12 protein-coding genes are annotated in these 15,657 nt (G+C 72.1%); all 12 read left to right on the forward strand.

Annotation, left to right across the window (positions count from 1 at the left end):
- Window positions 1-50: 50 nt before the first annotated feature.
- The 12 genes from ACZ68P_RS06350 to ACZ68P_RS06405 all read left to right on the forward strand — a co-directional run bounded on the left by ACZ68P_RS06350 (window position 51) and on the right by ACZ68P_RS06405 (window position 15,656).
- Window positions 51-1,064, forward strand: coding sequence for a methionine synthase (locus tag ACZ68P_RS06350; RefSeq protein ID WP_471003404.1), 1,014 nt, complete (start codon window positions 51-53; stop codon window positions 1,062-1,064).
- 31 nt (window positions 1,065-1,095) lie between these two features.
- Window positions 1,096-3,276 (forward strand): NAD-dependent DNA ligase LigA, encoded by a 2,181-nt coding sequence (gene ligA, locus ACZ68P_RS06355; RefSeq protein ID WP_471003405.1) that lies wholly within the window; start codon window positions 1,096-1,098, stop codon window positions 3,274-3,276.
- Window positions 3,277-3,502: 226 nt separating this feature from the next.
- Window positions 3,503-5,617 carry a putative bifunctional diguanylate cyclase/phosphodiesterase gene (locus ACZ68P_RS06360; protein ID WP_471003408.1) on the forward strand — a complete coding sequence of 705 codons (2,115 nt, stop codon included), beginning with the start codon at window positions 3,503-3,505 and terminating at the stop codon, window positions 5,615-5,617.
- A gap of 84 nt (window positions 5,618-5,701) precedes the next feature.
- Complete coding sequence (gatC, locus tag ACZ68P_RS06365; protein ID WP_015036350.1) at window positions 5,702-5,998, forward strand: Asp-tRNA(Asn)/Glu-tRNA(Gln) amidotransferase subunit GatC; 297 nt, start codon at window positions 5,702-5,704, stop codon at window positions 5,996-5,998.
- 5 nt (window positions 5,999-6,003) lie between these two features.
- Window positions 6,004-7,503 carry an Asp-tRNA(Asn)/Glu-tRNA(Gln) amidotransferase subunit GatA gene (gene gatA, locus ACZ68P_RS06370; protein WP_471003411.1) on the forward strand — a complete coding sequence of 500 codons (1,500 nt, stop codon included), beginning with the start codon at window positions 6,004-6,006 and terminating at the stop codon, window positions 7,501-7,503.
- A gap of 5 nt (window positions 7,504-7,508) precedes the next feature.
- Window positions 7,509-7,742 carry a hypothetical protein gene (locus ACZ68P_RS06375; RefSeq protein WP_471003887.1) on the forward strand — a complete coding sequence of 78 codons (234 nt, stop codon included), beginning with the start codon at window positions 7,509-7,511 and terminating at the stop codon, window positions 7,740-7,742.
- A 16-nt stretch (window positions 7,743-7,758) separates the two neighbouring features.
- Complete coding sequence (gene gatB, locus ACZ68P_RS06380) at window positions 7,759-9,270, forward strand: Asp-tRNA(Asn)/Glu-tRNA(Gln) amidotransferase subunit GatB (protein ID WP_471003413.1); 1,512 nt, start codon at window positions 7,759-7,761, stop codon at window positions 9,268-9,270.
- Between the two features lie 271 nt (window positions 9,271-9,541).
- Window positions 9,542-11,644 (forward strand): phosphocholine-specific phospholipase C, encoded by a 2,103-nt coding sequence (locus ACZ68P_RS06385; protein ID WP_471003416.1) that lies wholly within the window; start codon window positions 9,542-9,544, stop codon window positions 11,642-11,644.
- A gap of 188 nt (window positions 11,645-11,832) precedes the next feature.
- Window positions 11,833-14,091 carry an MMPL family transporter gene (locus ACZ68P_RS06390; RefSeq protein WP_471003418.1) on the forward strand — a complete coding sequence of 753 codons (2,259 nt, stop codon included), beginning with the start codon at window positions 11,833-11,835 and terminating at the stop codon, window positions 14,089-14,091.
- The gene (locus ACZ68P_RS06395) at window positions 14,069-14,650 is read left to right on the forward strand and encodes a GNAT family N-acetyltransferase (protein ID WP_471003420.1); all 582 of its coding nucleotides are present in this window, start codon (window positions 14,069-14,071) and stop codon (window positions 14,648-14,650) included. Before ACZ68P_RS06390 ends, ACZ68P_RS06395 begins: the two co-directional genes overlap by 23 nt.
- Before the next feature lie 47 nt (window positions 14,651-14,697).
- Window positions 14,698-15,288 carry a hypothetical protein gene (locus tag ACZ68P_RS06400; protein ID WP_471003423.1) on the forward strand — a complete coding sequence of 197 codons (591 nt, stop codon included), beginning with the start codon at window positions 14,698-14,700 and terminating at the stop codon, window positions 15,286-15,288.
- 182 nt (window positions 15,289-15,470) lie between these two features.
- Window positions 15,471-15,656, forward strand: a complete 186-nt coding sequence (locus ACZ68P_RS06405; protein WP_471003426.1) for a hypothetical protein — start codon at window positions 15,471-15,473, stop codon at window positions 15,654-15,656.
- Window position 15,657 lies beyond the last annotated feature (1 nt).

Consider the following 15,657-nt stretch of genomic DNA (forward strand, 5'->3'; position numbering starts at 1 on the left):
GCGCTCCGCTCGCGTCCGGCCCGGGCGGTCGCTCGGCGTACGCTTCCCGGGTGAGCGAGAACACCGAGAAGACGCCCTTCACCTGGGGGCCCGCGACCGCTGTCGGCTCCATGCCCGGCGGCGACGCGCGGGAGGCCGCCAAGACCGTCGCCGGGTCCTTCGAGGACTTCCCCTTCCTCGCGGAGCTGCCGGCCCGCGGGCCCGGCGCCGACATGATCGGCCGGACCATCGGCCTGCTCGTCGAGATGTACGCCCATGTGGAGCCCAGCGGGTGGCGCGTCAGCGACCGGCCAGGCCGCGACACCCGGCGCGCCCGGTCCTGGCTCGGCGAGGACCTCGACGCCCTGGAGGAGTTCACCCAGGGGTACGAGGGACCGCTCAAGGTCCAGGCCGTGGGGCCGTGGACCCTCGCCGCCGCCCTGGAACTGCGGGGCGGCGAGGCGGTCCTGGGCGACCCCGGGGCCTGCCGCGACCTGGCCGGCTCCCTCGCCGAAGGTCTCCGCGACCACCTCGCCGAGCTGCGCAGGCGGGTGCCCGGCGCCCGGCTCGTCCTCCAGCTCGACGAGCCGTCCCTGACGGCCGTCCTGCGCGGGCACGTCCGTACCGCCAGTGGCTACCGCACCTACCGGGCCGTCGACCGGCAGGTCGTCGAGAGCGCCCTGCGCGAGGTGATCGCCGTCCACGACGGGCCGGTGGTCGTCCACTCCTGCGCCCCCGACGTGCCGTTCGCGCTCCTGCGCCGGGCCGGGGTCGCCGGCGTCTCGTTCGACTTCGGGCTGCTCACCGAACGTGACGAGGACGCGATCGGGGAGGCCGTGGAGTCCGGGACCCGGCTGTTCACGGGCGTGGTGCCCTCCACCGACACGGCATTGTCCGACCCTGGGGGTAGCGTCATGGGTGTCAGGACGCTGTGGCGCAGGCTGGGGCTGAATCCGGGGACTCTCGCCGAGTCCGTGGTCGTCACCCCGACGTGCGGGCTCGCGGGCGCTTCACCCGCCTATGCCCGGGCCGCGCTCGCCCACTGCGCCCGGGCGGCGAGATCGCTCGCGGACAACCCTGAGTAAGGGTTTCGAGGCAACGGGAGGACGAGTAACGGTGGCAGTCGAACAGGGGGCCCTGCCCGCCGAGGCACGGGAGAAGCACGCCGACCTGGCCGAGCGGATCGAAGAGCACCGCTTCCGGTACTACGTGAAGGACCAGCCGGTCATCAGCGACGGCGAGTTCGACAAGCTCCTGCGTGCCCTGGAGGCACTGGAGGAGGAGTATCCGGAGCTGCGCACGCCCGACTCGCCGACCCAGAAGGTCGCCGGGGCGTACGAGACCGAGTTCACGGCCGTCGAGCACCGCGAGCGCATGCTCTCGCTCGACAACGCCTTCGACGACCTCGAACTGGCCGCGTGGGCCGAGCGGATCGCCCGGGACGTGGGCACCCCCGACCACCACTTCCTCTGCGAGCTCAAGGTCGACGGCCTCGCCGTGAACCTCACGTACGAACACGGCAGGCTCACCCGGGCCGCCACCCGCGGCGACGGCCGCACCGGCGAGGACATCACGCCCAACGTCCGTACGATCGCGGACATCCCCGACCGGCTCCGCGGCGAGCGCGTCCCGGACCTCGTCGAGATCCGCGGCGAGGTCTACTTCCCGATGGAGGCCTTCGAAGGGCTCAACGCCCGCCTGGTCGAGGCGGGGGACAAGCCCTTCGCCAACCCGCGCAACGCCGCGGCCGGTTCGCTGCGCCAGAAGGACCCCAAGGTCACCGCGACCCGCCCGCTGCACATGGTGGTCCACGGCATCGGCGCCCGCCAGGGCCTCGACATCTCCCGGCTCTCGGAGGCCTACGACCTGCTCCGGGCGTGGGGCCTGCCGACCGCCCGGCACAACAAGGTCGTCGGCTCGCTCGACGAGGTGCGGGAGTTCATCGCGTACTTCGGCGAGCACCGGCACTCCGTGGAGCACGAGATCGACGGCGTCGTCGTCAAGCTGGACGAGATCCCGCTCCAGGGCCGGCTCGGCTCCACCGCGCGCGCCCCCCGGTGGGCGATCGCCTGGAAGTACGCCCCGGAGGAGGTCAACACCACGCTCCTCGACATCAAGGTCGGCGTCGGCCGCACCGGCCGGGTCACGCCCTTCGCCCAGGTGGAGCCGGTCACGGTCGCCGGGTCCGAGGTCGAGTTCGCCACCCTCCACAACCAGGAGGTGGTGAAGGCCAAGGGCGTGCTGATCGGCGACACGGTCGTGCTGCGCAAGGCCGGTGACGTCATCCCGGAGATCCTCGGCCCGGTCGCCGACCTGCGGGACGGCACGGAGCGGGAGTTCGTGATGCCCACCGAGTGCCCCGAATGCGGGACGCCGCTGCGGGCCATGAAGGAGGGCGACATCGATCTGCGCTGCCCCAACGCGCGGACGTGTCCCGCCCAGCTGCGCGAGCGCCTCTTCTACCTCGCGGGGCGCGAGTGCCTGGACATCGAGAACTTCGGCGCGGTCGCCGCGGCGGCCCTGACCCGGCCGCTGGAGCCCGCCGAGCCGCCGCTGGCCGACGAGGGGGACCTGTTCGACCTCACCATCGAGCGGCTGCTGCCCATCAAGGCGTACGTCCTCGACCAGGACAGCGGGCTCCCCAAGCGGGACCCGAAGACCGGGGAGGAGAAGGTCGTCACGGTCTTCGCCAACCAGAAGGGCGAGCCGAAGAAGAACGCCCTGGCAATGCTGGCCAACATCGAGGCGGCCAAGACCCGGCCGCTGGCCCGCTTCATCAACGGGCTGTCGATCCGTCACGTGGGACCGGTCGCCGCGCAGGCCCTGGCCCGCGAGTTCCGCTCCCTGGACCGGATCGAGCAGGCCACCGAGGCGGAGCTGGCGGCCGTCGACGGGGTCGGCGGGATCATCGCGACCGCCGTGAAGCAGTGGTTCGCTGAGGAGTGGCACCGCGAGATCGTGCGCAAGTGGCGCGAGGCCGGGGTCCGGCTGGAGGAGGAGGGCGCCGGGGAGGACCAGGGGCCGCGTCCGCTGGAGGGGCTCACGGTCGTCGTCACCGGCACCCTGGAGAAGTTCACCAGGGATGGCGCAAAAGAGTCGCTCCAGAGCCTCGGAGCCAAGGTGACCGGTTCCGTTTCGAAGAAGACGGACTTCGTGGTCGTCGGTGACAACCCTGGATCCAAGTACGACAAGGCGATGCAGCTGAAGGTTCCGGTTCTGGACGAGGACGGCTTCACCGTGCTGCTGGAACAAGGCCCCGAGGCCGCCCGCGAGGCAGCGGTTCCGGTCACCGGATAGGCGTTTCCCGGCCCTTGAAGGTCACCCGTTCGGCGCATACCAGATCGTTACGGGTGGCCGGGTCGCATTCGGGCAAGACATGGAGAGCGCTGCCCGTCGGAGCCTCCCGCGGCCTACTGTTGTGACGTGCGTCTGTCACCCGCGACCGCGCAGGGCTCCGCCGGTCGTGGTGGCATGACAACGGCCCATCGCGTTGCGACGGCACCGCCGGCTGTGAGAGGGACGAATGAAACCGACCGAGAGTGCCGCCCGGGTCTCACGGCCACTCGGCCGCGCGACCTTCGTGGGCATCGCCTCCGGGCTGCCCGGAGCCATCGTGGGCATCGCCGGGCTGGTGCTCGCCACCGGCCTCTACCGCGCCCTGAGCACGGGCCACGGCCTCTTCCCCGGCGACGCCGCCGGCTGGGCCCTCGCCGTCCTCACCGGACTCATCGTCGCCCACCTCGTCGCGCTCGGCCGTGACCGCTGGTGGGGCGGCACCGGCTCCGGCGCCGCCCTGACCCTCGCCGTCCTGCTCCTCTTCGGCTGGGTGCCCGCCGGGCTCGTCTCCATGGCCGTCGTCGTCCTCGTCGGCGCGGCCCGCCGCCACCGCTGGCGCCAGGGCCTGCTGCACGGCGCGGCGGACGTCCTCGGCATCGGCGCGGCCGCCCTCGTCCTCGCCGCCTTCGGGGACGTCCCCACCGTCGAGCAGCCCTGGCAGCCCCTCGACTGGGGGATCGCCGACGTACCGGAGGTGGCCCTCGCCGCCGCCGCCTATCTCGCGGTGACCCGGTTCCTGCTCTGGTACGCCCTCGCGCCCCAGGGCGGCGGCCTGCCCACCGTCGCCCGCACCGCCCTGCTCCGGCAGGGCCTCGTCGCGGTCGCCCTCCTCGGCATCGCGCCCCTGATCTGCGTCGTCGCCGTCTCCCGGCCCGTACTGCTCCCGCTCTTCGCCGTCCCCCTCATCGCCCTCGACTCCACCCTCTGGATCGCCCGGGCCCGCGCCGAGGAGCAGCTCAAGGACCCTCTCACCGGCCTGCCGAACCGGCAGTGGCTCCTGGAGCGGGCCTGGACGGCCCTGGAGGAGGCCGAGGGGGAGGGGGCGCGCTCCGCGCTCGTCCTGATCGACCTCGACCGTTTCCGTTCGGTCAACGACACCCTCGGCCACCTCGCCGGAGACCGGCTGCTGCTCCAGATCGCCGAACGGCTCAAGCTCGCCCTGCCCCGCGGCGCGGAGGCGGCCCGGCTCGGCGGCGACGAGTTCGCCGTGCTGCTGCCCATCGCCGACTCCACGACCAGCGCCCAGCGGGTCGCCCGCCACCTCGTCGCCGAACTCTCCTCGCCGCTCGACCTCGACGGACTCACCCTGGTCCTGGAGGCCAGCGCCGGCGTCGCGGTCTTCCCCGACCACGCGCTCGACGCCGAAGGGCTGCTGCGCCGCGCCGACGTGGCGATGTACCAGGCGAAGCGGGACCGCACGGGCGTGGAGGTGTACGAGTCCAAGCGCGACTCCAACACCCCCGACCGCCTCGGTCTCCTCGGCGACCTGCGCCGGGCCCTGGACGCCGGCGAGGTCGAGCTGCACTACCAGCCGAAGGTCCGCTTCGACGGGCAGGTCGCCGGTCTGGAGGCCCTGGTGCGCTGGGTGCACCCCGAGCGCGGCCGGGTCCCCCCGGACGAGTTCATCGCCATCGCCGAGTCCTCCGGCCTCATGCCGCACCTCACCGAGTACGTCCTGGAGACCGCCCTCGCGCAGGTCGCCCGGTGGCGGGCGCAGGGGTTAAACGTTCCTGTCGCCGTCAACGTCTCCCCGCGCGACGTCCACACCCCGGGCTTCGCGGGCGCGGTCGCGGCCCGCCTCGCCCGGCACGGCGTCCCGGCCGGAGCGCTCCAGCTGGAGATAACGGAGCACGTCCTCCTGGAGGACCCGCAGCGGGCGGCCGACACCATGGCCGGCCTGACGGGCCACGGCGTGAAGATGTCCCTCGACGACTTCGGCACCGGCTACTCCTCCCTGGTGCACCTGCGGCGCCTCCCGGTGAGCGAGCTGAAGATCGACCGCTCCTTCGTCGCCCGGCTCGCCGTCGACGCCGAGGACGCCGAGATCGTCCGCTGCACGCTCGACCTGGCCCACTCGCTGGGCCTGCTCGTCGTCGCCGAGGGCGTCGAGGACGACGAGACCTGGGAGCGGCTGCGGGACCTGGGCTGCGACGCGGTCCAGGGGTGGCTGGTGGCCGCCGCCATGCCCCCGGCCGAAGCCACGGCCTGGCTCCTCGCACGCGGCGAACGCGGCTGGCGGCGCCCTTCGGAGGAGGCGGCACTGCGGGCAGTCGACCAGCCGTCGAGCCAGGTGGTGCAGTAGCCCCGGGCAAACCGTTTCACGGGTACCGGTGCGAGCCCCATAGGATTGGGCCCGACACCATCAAACGCACCCCGTGAGGATCGCATGCCTGGCATCACGCGCGAGGAGGTCGCCCACCTCGCACGGCTGGCGCGTCTGGAGCTGAAGGGCGAAGAGCTCGATCACTTCGCCGGTCAGCTCGACGACATCATCGGCGCGGTCGCCCGCGTCTCCGAGGTCGCCGACCAAGACGTACCGCCGACCTCCCACCCGCTGCCGCTGACGAACGTCATGCGCGCGGACGAGGTCCGTCCGTCGCTCACCCCCGAGCAGGCGCTCTCCGGCGCCCCGGCCCAGGAGCAGCAGCGTTTCAAGGTGCCGCAGATCCTGGGGGAGGACTAATCACCATGACGGACAGCACCATCATCAAGCTCACGGCCGCCGAGATCGCGGGGAAGATCGCCTCCGGCGAGCTGACCGCCGTCGAGGTGACCGAGGCCCACCTCGCCCGCATCGAGGCCGTCGACGAGAAGGTCCACGCCTTCCTGCACGTCGACCGCGAGGGCGCGCTCGCGCAGGCCCGCGCCGTGGACGAGAAGCGCGCCAGGGGCGAGAAGCTCGGCCCGCTGGCCGGCGTCCCCCTCGCGCTGAAGGACATCTTCACCACGGTCGGCATTCCCACCACCGTCGGCTCGAAGATCCTCGAAGGCTGGATCCCGCCGTACGACGCGACCCTGGTCAAGAACCTCAAGGCCGCCGACGTCGTCATCCTCGGCAAGACCAACATGGACGAGTTCGCCATGGGGTCCTCCACCGAGAACAGCGCCTACGGCCCCACGGGCAACCCCTGGGACCTGACCCGTATCCCCGGCGGTTCCGGCGGCGGCTCCTCCGCCGCGCTCGCCTCCTACGAGGCGCCGCTCGCCATCGGCACGGACACCGGCGGCTCGATCCGCCAGCCCGCCGCCGTCACCGGCACCGTCGGCGTCAAGCCGACGTACGGCGGGGTCTCCCGCTACGGCATGGTCGCCTTCTCCTCCTCCCTCGACCAGGGCGGGCCCTGCGCCCGTACGGTCCTGGACGCGGCGCTCCTGCACGAGGCCATCGCCGGGCACGACCCGCTCGACTCGACCTCCATCGACGCCCCGGTCCCGCCGGTCGTCGAGGCCGCCCGCAACGGCTCCGTCGCCGGCATGCGCGTCGGTGTCGTCAAGCAGTTCCGCGGCGAGGGCTACCAGGCCGGCGTCGTGCAGCGCTTCGACGAGTCCGTCGAGCTGCTGACGTCGCTGGGCGCCGAGATCGTCGAGCTGGACTGCCCGACCTTCGACCTCGCCCTTTCGGCGTACTACCTCATCGCGCCGTCGGAGTGCTCCTCCAACCTGGCGCGCTTCGACGCGATGCGCTATGGCCTGCGGGTCGGCGACGACGGCACGAAGTCCGCCGAGGACGTCACCGCCCTCACCCGTGAGGCCGGCTTCGGTGACGAGGTCAAGCGCCGCATCATCCTCGGTACGTACGCGCTGAGCTCCGGCTACTACGACGCGTACTACGGTTCGGCCCAGAAGGTCCGTACCCTCATCACCCGCGAGTTCGAGAAGGCCTTCGAGCAGGTGGACGTGATCGTCTCCCCGACGACCCCCACCACCGCCTTCCCGATCGGCGAGCGTGCCGACGACCCGATGGCGATGTACCTCGCGGACCTGTGCACCATCCCGACCAACCTGGCGGGCAACGCCGCCATGTCGCTGCCCTGCGGCCTCGCGCCGGAGGACGGGCTGCCGGTCGGGCTGCAGATCATCGCCCCCGCCATGAAGGACGACCGGCTGTACAAGGTCGGCGCCGCCGTCGAGGCCGCCTTCGTGGAAAAGTGGGGACACCCGCTGCTCGAGGAGGCTCCGTCGCTGTGAGTGCCATGGCAAAGAAGGCCAAGAACTTCAAGAAGTCGAAGACCGGCGTCTACGTCTCGCTGGCCAGCACCGCGTTCGGCGCGGTCAGTGTCGCCAAGCAGGCGAAGCTGGCCCGCAACGACGGCGACACCCTGCGGCTGATCGACGCCGCCGTGTCCGCCGCCGCCATCGTTACCGGCCTGGCGATCCTCTACCGGGAGCTGAAGCGCCTGGGCGACGAAGACGTCCTGCTGGGCTGAGAGGGAAAGTCTCACTGTGACCGTCACCGAACTGCTGTCGTACGACGCGGCCCTCGCGACGTACGACCCCGTCATGGGCCTGGAAGTCCATGTCGAGCTGGGCACGAAGACGAAGATGTTCTGCGGCTGCTCGACCGAGCTGGGCGCGGAAGCCAACTCGCAGACCTGCCCCACCTGTCTCGGCCTGCCCGGCTCTCTCCCGGTCGTCAACGCGATCGGCGTCGAGTCGGCCATCAAGATCGGTCTCGCGCTGAACTGCGAGATCGCCGAGTGGTGCCGTTTCGCCCGGAAGAACTACTTCTATCCGGACATGCCGAAGAACTTCCAGACCTCGCAGTACGACGAGCCGATCGCCTTCAACGGCTATCTGGACGTCCAGCTGGAGGACGGCGAGATCTTCCGCGTGGAGATCGAGCGCGCCCACATGGAGGAGGACACCGGCAAGTCGACGCACATCGGCGGTGCGACGGGCCGTATCCACGGCGCCTCGCACTCGCTGCTCGACTACAACCGCGCCGGCATCCCGCTCATCGAGATCGTCACCAAGCCGATCGAGGGAGCGGGCGAGCGCGCCCCCGAGGTCGCCAAGGCGTACGTCGCGGAGCTGCGCGAGCTGATCCGCGCGCTGGGCGTCTCCGACGCGCGGATGGACAAGGGCCAGATGCGCTGCGACGTGAACCTGTCGCTGCGTCCCCACGGCACCACGACCTTCGGCACCCGCTCGGAGACGAAGAACGTCAACTCGCTCCGTTCGGTGGAGCGGGCGGCGCGCTTCGAGATCCAGCGCCACGCGGCCGTCCTCCAGTCGGGCGGCTCGATCGTGCAGGAGACCCGTCACTTCCACGAGGACGACGGCTCCACCACGGCCGGCCGCATCAAGGACAACGCCGAGGACTACCGGTACTTCCCGGAGCCCGACCTCGTCCCCGTGGCCCCGGCCCGTGCATGGGTCGAGGAACTGCGCGCCGGGCTGCCCGAGCTGCCGCGGGTGCGCCGCAACCGGCTCCGCGAGGAGTGGGGCGTCTCCGAGCACGACATGCAGTCGATCCTCAACGCGGGCGCGGTCGAGCCGATCGTCGCCACGATCGAGGCCGGTGCGGACGCCGCCTCGGCCCGCAAGTGGTGGATGGGCGAGCTGGCTCGCTCCGCCAACGAGTCGGGCGTCGCCCTGGACGAGCTGGCGATCACCCCGGCCCAGGTGGCCCGGGTCGCGGCGCTCGTCACCTCCGGCGACCTGAACGACAAGCTGGCACGCCAGGTCATCGAGGGCGTCCTCGCCGGCGAGGGCGACCCGGACGAGGTCGTGGAGAAGCGCGGCCTGAAGGTCGTCTCCGACGAGGGCGCGCTGGGCACGGCGGTCGACGAGGCCATCGCGTCCAACGCGGGCATCGCCGACAAGATCCGCGGCGGCAAGGTGGCGGCGGTCGGCGCCCTGGTCGGCGCGGTCATGAAGGCCACCCGCGGCCAGGCGGACGCGGCCCGCGTGAAGGAGCTCATCCTGGAGAGGCTGGGCGTCAGCGAGGGCTGATCCCCTCTCCGTCGATCCCCTTCTCCCGTACGCACGACGGCGGCCCGCACCGGAACTCCGGTGCGGGCCGCCGTCGCGTCCGTGACGCGCCCCGCCCGGTCGTGCGTGTGCCGGGTGGCCGGAAAGGGCTTGGACGGACGGTCCGTCCTCATGGACGTTCACTCGTGGGACGGCGTCGGGACTTCTCTCGGTCACCCGCCCTCACTACCGTCCCCGGCGTAGCACCCAATGGCTCGAATGCGAACCATTGGCCGTCGACTGGAGGCCGGTCTTGTCACCCGAGATATCCCGCAGAAGGCTCCTCGCGCTGGGCGGAGGCGCCGTCGGCGTCGCCGCGGCCGGCTCGCTGCTCCCGCCGTCGCTGCAGGCCGCGATGGCCGCGGGGCCCCCTGCCGGGGGTATGTCGGCCGTCCGGCACGTGGTGATCCTGATGCAGGAGAACCGCTCCTTCGACCACTACTTCGGCACCCTGCGCGGCGTCCGCGGCTTCGGCGACCGCAACGCCGTCGAACTGCCCTCCGGCGCGTCCGTCTTCGAGCAGCCGGCCGGGGCCGGGCGGACCGTCCTGCCGTTCCCGATCCGGGACGCCGCGGAGGCGCAGAAGAAGGACCTCCAGTACATCGGCGACCTCGACCACTCCTGGAGCGGCGGCGCCAAGGCCTGGCGCGACGGCTGGATGGACGGCTGGGTTTCGGCCAAGACCGCCGCGACGATGGCGTACTACGACCGGCGAGACCTCCCCCTCCACTACGAACTCGCCGACACGTTCACCATCTGCGACGCCTACCACTCCTCGATCCACACCTCCACCAGCCCCAACCGCAACCACCTGTGGTCCGGCTGGACAGGCTTCGAGGCCGACGGCAGCCGGGCCGTCACCAACGCCGCCTACGCCGAGGCCACCCACCCCGGCTACGGCTGGCCGACCTACGCCGAGCGGCTGGAAGCGGCCGGGCGGACCTGGAAGACGTACACGGAGTGGGAGAACTTCACCGACAACAACATCGAGTTCTTCACCTCCTTCAAGAAGATCGCCCGCAAGGCGCTGGTCCCCACCGGCGGCCACACCTTCATGGAGTCCTTCTACGCCGCCGTCCGCGACACCGACGACGCCGCCGAGCGGGCCAGGCTGCTCGCCGCGCTGGAGGACGGGGTGGCCACCCTCACCACCGCCGAGCGCTCCCTCTTCGAGCGCGGACTGCGCCGCGTCGAGAGCGGGACGCTCGCCGACGCCTTCCGCGCCGACGTGGCCGCCGGAACGCTGCCGGAGGTCTCCTACCTGGTGCCGTCCGCGATCGACTCCGAGCACCCCGGCTCCTCCTCGCCGATCGCCTCCGCCACCCTCGTCTACAAGGTGCTCGACGCCCTCGGCGCGCACCCCGACGTCTGGCGCCACACCGTCGTCCTCGTCAACTACGACGAGAACGACGGATTCTTCGACCACGTGCCGCCGCCCGTCCCGCCCGCCGACGACACGGACGAGCGCTGGAACGGCCGACCCACCGGCCTCGGCATCCGCGTCCCGCTGCTGGTCGTCTCGCCCTGGTCCGTCGGCGGCTACGTCTGCTCGGAGACCTTCGACCACACCTCGGTGATCCGTTTCCTGGAGAAGCTCACCGGCATCCGGGAGCCCAACATCACCCCGTGGCGGCGGGCCGTCACCGGCGACCTCACCTCCGCCTTCGACTTCCGGCGCGCCCACCGGCAGCCCGACGTCGAGCAGCCCGGCCCCATCCCGCCCTTCAGCGGCCGCTGGCGCCCCCAGCCCCCGCTGGTGCAGCGGATGCCGGTCCAGGAGCCGGGCAGCCGCCCCGCCCGTCCCCTGCCCTACCAGCCGGACGCCTTCGCGAAGATCACCGAAGGGGAGGCCGGCCGGGCGGTCACCGTGACGCTCGGCAACACGGGCAAGGCGAGCGCGCACTTCGCCCTCCATCCGTACGCGGGCGAGTTCGCCGTCCCCCAGCACCGGGACGTCAGGGGCACGGCGCAGTGGACCGTCCCCGTCCCGGGCGATCACTACCGCTTCACGATCACCGGCCCGAACGGCTTCCGCCGCGAGTTCGAGGGCCCCGCCGCCGGGGGCGCCGAACTGACCTCGCGCGTCGACCATCACGACCGCGACCTGCACCTCACCCTCCGCAACACCGGCACCGCGCCGGTCGTCTTCACCGTCCGGCCGCTCGGCTACGTCGACGAGGACGACCTCGCCGACTGGACGCGCACCGTCACCGTCAAGCCCGGCCGGAGCCGTACCGTCGTCCACTCGGCCTCCGACGCGCACGGCTGGTACGACGTCGAGGTGACGGCCCCGGACGGCTTCCGCAGGCGACTCATGGGCCACATCGAGAACGGCCGCGCGAGCGTCTCGGGATAGCCGGGCAGCGGGCCCTCGCACGCGCGGAAGGCGGGACCCTCGTCCCGACCTTCCGCGCACCGCTGTGAGTAACGCCACGAAAGGGACAAAGGATCTTTTAAGGCTGCAACAGTGGCCCCCATCAAGGTCATGCGTTCTTTGCGGGCTGTTCCCGGTAAAGATCCACGAGCCACCAGGGAGCACGTCCGTTGGCCGTCATCGCACGGTGGTGCGTTACGCACCGCCTGGTCGCCCTCGTTCTCTGGCTCGTCGCCCTCGGCGGCGCCGTCGCCGGCGCCTCCTTCGCCGGCAGCGCCTACTCCAACGACTACGAGGTCCCCGGCACCGAGTCCGGCCGTGCGACGGCCCTGCTCGACAGCGGCTTCTCCGGCGCGGGCGGCGACAGCGACACCATCGTCTGGCACACGGAACGGGGCAGCGTCCGCGCCACCGCCGTCGAAGAGCGCATGAGCGACATGCTCGACGAGGTGGCGGAGCTGCCCGGCATCGCCGCCGTGGCCTCCCCCTACGACCGGTCTCCCGGCGCCTCCGCGGGCATCAGCGAGGACGGGCGCACCGCCTACGCCACCGTCACCTTCCGCGAGCAGGCCGACGACGTCCCGCCGGCCCAGGCGCGCGCCCTCGTCGACACCGCCCGATCGGCCGCGGACGACGGACTCCAGGTCGAACTCGGCGGCAGCGCCGTCGCGCTCACCGAGGCCTCCGGAGGCCACCTCGCCGAAGCGGTCGGCGTCGTCGTCGCGGCCCTCGTCCTCTTCCTCGCCTTCGGCTCGCTCGCCGCCTCCGCGCTCCCCATCGCCACCGCGCTCGTCAGCGTCGGCATCGCCTACTCCGGGATCGTGCTCCTCGGCCACGTGATGACCGTCGCCGACTTCGCCCCCATGCTCGGCCTGCTCATCGGCCTCGGCGTCGGCATCGACTACGCGCTGTTCATCGTCACCCGCCACCGCAAGGGCCTCAAACAGGGGCTGCCCGTCCCCGAAGCCGCCCGGATCGCCGTCGCCACCACCGGCCGCGCCGTCGTCTTCGCCGGCGCCACCGTCTGCATCGCCCTGCTCGGCATGCTGATCCTGCGGCTGAGCTTCCTCAACGGCGTCGCGATCGCCGCCTCGCTCACCGTCGTCCTCACGGTCGCCGCCTCCGTCACCCTGCTGCCCGCGCTCCTCTCCTTCATCGGGATGAGGGCGCTCAGCCGGCGCGAACGGGCGCGGCTCGCCGAGCACGGGCCGCAGCCCGAGCTGCCCACCGGGTTCGCCGCCCGCTGGTCCGCCTTCGTGGAGCGGCACCCCAAGCTGCTGGGCGCGGTCGCCGCCGTCGTCATGCTGGTGCTCGCGCTGCCGACGTTCTCGCTCCACCTGGGCACCTCCGACCAGGGGAACAATCCGGCCACCTCGACGACACGGCAGGCGTACGACCTGCTGTCCGAGGGCTTCGGGCCCGGCGTCAACGGGCCCCTCACCCTCGTCGCCCGCGTCGACGGGGCCGACGACCGGGTCGCGTTCGGCGAGCTGCCGGCCGTCCTGGAGAACACCCGGGGGGTCGCGTCCGTCTCCCCGGTCGTCCACAACGGCGCCGGTGACACGGCCGTCCTGACCGTCGTGCCGGAGACCTCGCCGCAGTCCCGGTCGACCAGCGACCTCGTCGACCGGCTGCGCGGCGAGGTCCTGCCGAGGGCGGAGGCCGGGACCTCCCTCGACGTCCACGTGGGCGGTGTGACCGCCTCGTACGACGACTTCGCCGAGATCATCGTCGGCAAGCTGCCGCTCTTCGTGGGCGTCGTCATCGCGCTCGGCTGTCTGCTGCTCCTCCTCGCGTTCCGCTCGATCGGCGTCCCGCTCAAGGCGGCCGTGATGAACGTGGCCGCCGTCGCCTCCTCGTTCGGGATCGTCGTCGCGGTCTTCCAGTGGGGATGGGGGAGCGAGCCCCTGGGGCTCGGCAGCGCGGGTCCCATCGAACCCTTCCTGCCCGTCATCATGGTGTCCGTCCTCTTCGGGCTCTCCATGGACTACCAGGTCTTCCTGGTCAGCAGGATGTACGAGGAGTGGCTGGAGACCGGCGACAACCGCCGCGCCGTCCGCGTGGGCCTCGCCGAGACCAGCCGCGTGATCAACTCCGCCGCCGTCATCATGATCTCCGTCTTCCTCGCGTTCGTGCTCTCCGGCGACCGGGTCATCGCGATGTTCGGCATCGCGCTCGCCGCGGCCGTCGCCCTGGACGCCTTCGTCCTGCGCACGCTGCTCGTCCCCGCCCTGATGCACCTGCTCGGTGGTGCGAACTGGTGGCTGCCGCGGTGGCTGGACCGCCGGCTGCCGAAGATCAGCATCGAACCCTCCGAGAGCCGGGCCGCCGCCGACGCGCGGGTCGCCGGCCGTGCGACGATTCCCGCACCACGTGTGACGGTCCCGGAGTTCGAGGAGAACGAGGATGTTCGCGATACCGCTGGGTGACGACGGAGCCGAGCTGCGGCCGCTGGAACCGTGGCAGGCCGAGGAGTTCCTCGCCCACATCGACCGCGGACGCTCCTTCATCGGCCGGTACAACGGCCTGCCCGACGTCGTCACGGACCTGGCGTCGAGCCGGGCGTTCCTCCAGGCGTACGCGGAGAAGACGGCGGCCGACACAGGGCGGATCCACGGCATCCACGACGACGGCCGGCTGGTCGGCGCGGTCGTCCTCCGGACCCTGGACACCGCCCAGGGCGTCGCCGAGGCCGGTTGCTGGCTGGAGCCGGCGGCGGTGGGCAGGGGACTGGTCACCCGGGCCGTACGCCTGATCGTCGACTGGGCCGTGGAGGAGCGGGGCATCCACCGCGTGGAGTGGGTGGTGTCCTCCGGGAACGAGCCCAGCATCGCCGTGGCCCGGCGCCTCGGCATGACGAAGGAGGCCGTACTGCGGGAGAGCCACCTCTATCGGGGGGAGCGTCACGACGAGGAGGTCTGGGCGGTCCTCGCACCGGAGTGGCGCGCGGCGAGGGCGAGGGCGGCCGGGGCGTCGTCCGGCTCGTGAGGCGGCCGTTAAGACGGCTCTCATAGGGGGCGCCTAGCGTGCCGTCCATGAATGCCAGGATCGAGAAGACCGCAGCGCCCGCAGGCTCCGACGCGGACGCGGCCGTCCCCGACGCGACCCCCGAGGCGCCGACCGAGGACGCCCGGGCGGGCGTCCAGGACCACGACGACGCGACCGGCGACGCGGCCGACGAGCTGACCGACGAGGAGATCGCCGCCGAACTCGCCGCCGCCGAACGCGAGGAGGCGTCGCGGACCTCCGGCGTCGGGGCGGGCGCCGCCGCCGTCGTCTCTGCGGCCCTCGGGCTCGCGGCGCTGACCGGCACCTGGACCGGAAAGATCGCCGCCGAGCGCGAGGCCCTCATCGGCCAGATCAAGACCTCCCAGGGCGGCAGCGCCTCCCAGCAGATCTCCGAGATCTACGGCGACGCCTGGCACGCCACCGCACTCGTCAACGGCGTCTTCGCCTTCCTCGCCGTGATCACGGCCGTCCTCGTCCTGGCCCTCGCCCACCCCGGCCGCCCGGCGTGGATCCGCGCGGTCGCCGCCGCCGGAGCCGTCCTGGGCGGCATCGGGCTGCTGCTCTCCGGCGCCATGTACTTCGACCTCCTGATGGGGCTGCCGACCACCGGGACCTGAGACGGTCCCGTCCCCCCCCTACCGGAACCGCCCCAAGCATCGGACCCGCTAAGGCCCCCTCGGCCCTCCCTAAGGCCCCCCGTATCCCGAAGATGCGGCACTCTCCCGATGTGGCCGTACCCCCTGGGCGACGACAGTGGAGGCATCGCAAGGAGCGATGCCGAAGCCCAGGGGAGAACGAGATGTTCCCGTACGAACTGCACCGCATGCACCACTCCGAGTTGCTCCGTGAGGCCGCCGACCAGCGGCTGTCCCGCCAGGCCGTCCGGGCGCGGCGGGCCGCGAAGGCCGCCGCCCGCCGGTCCGGCGATCACGACGGCGAAGGGCGGGTGGAAGCCGCGCGGAGCCGCTTCGCCCGGGCCGCGTGAC

The sequence above is a fragment of the Streptomyces sp. NPDC036822 genome (genome assembly GCF_055609145.1).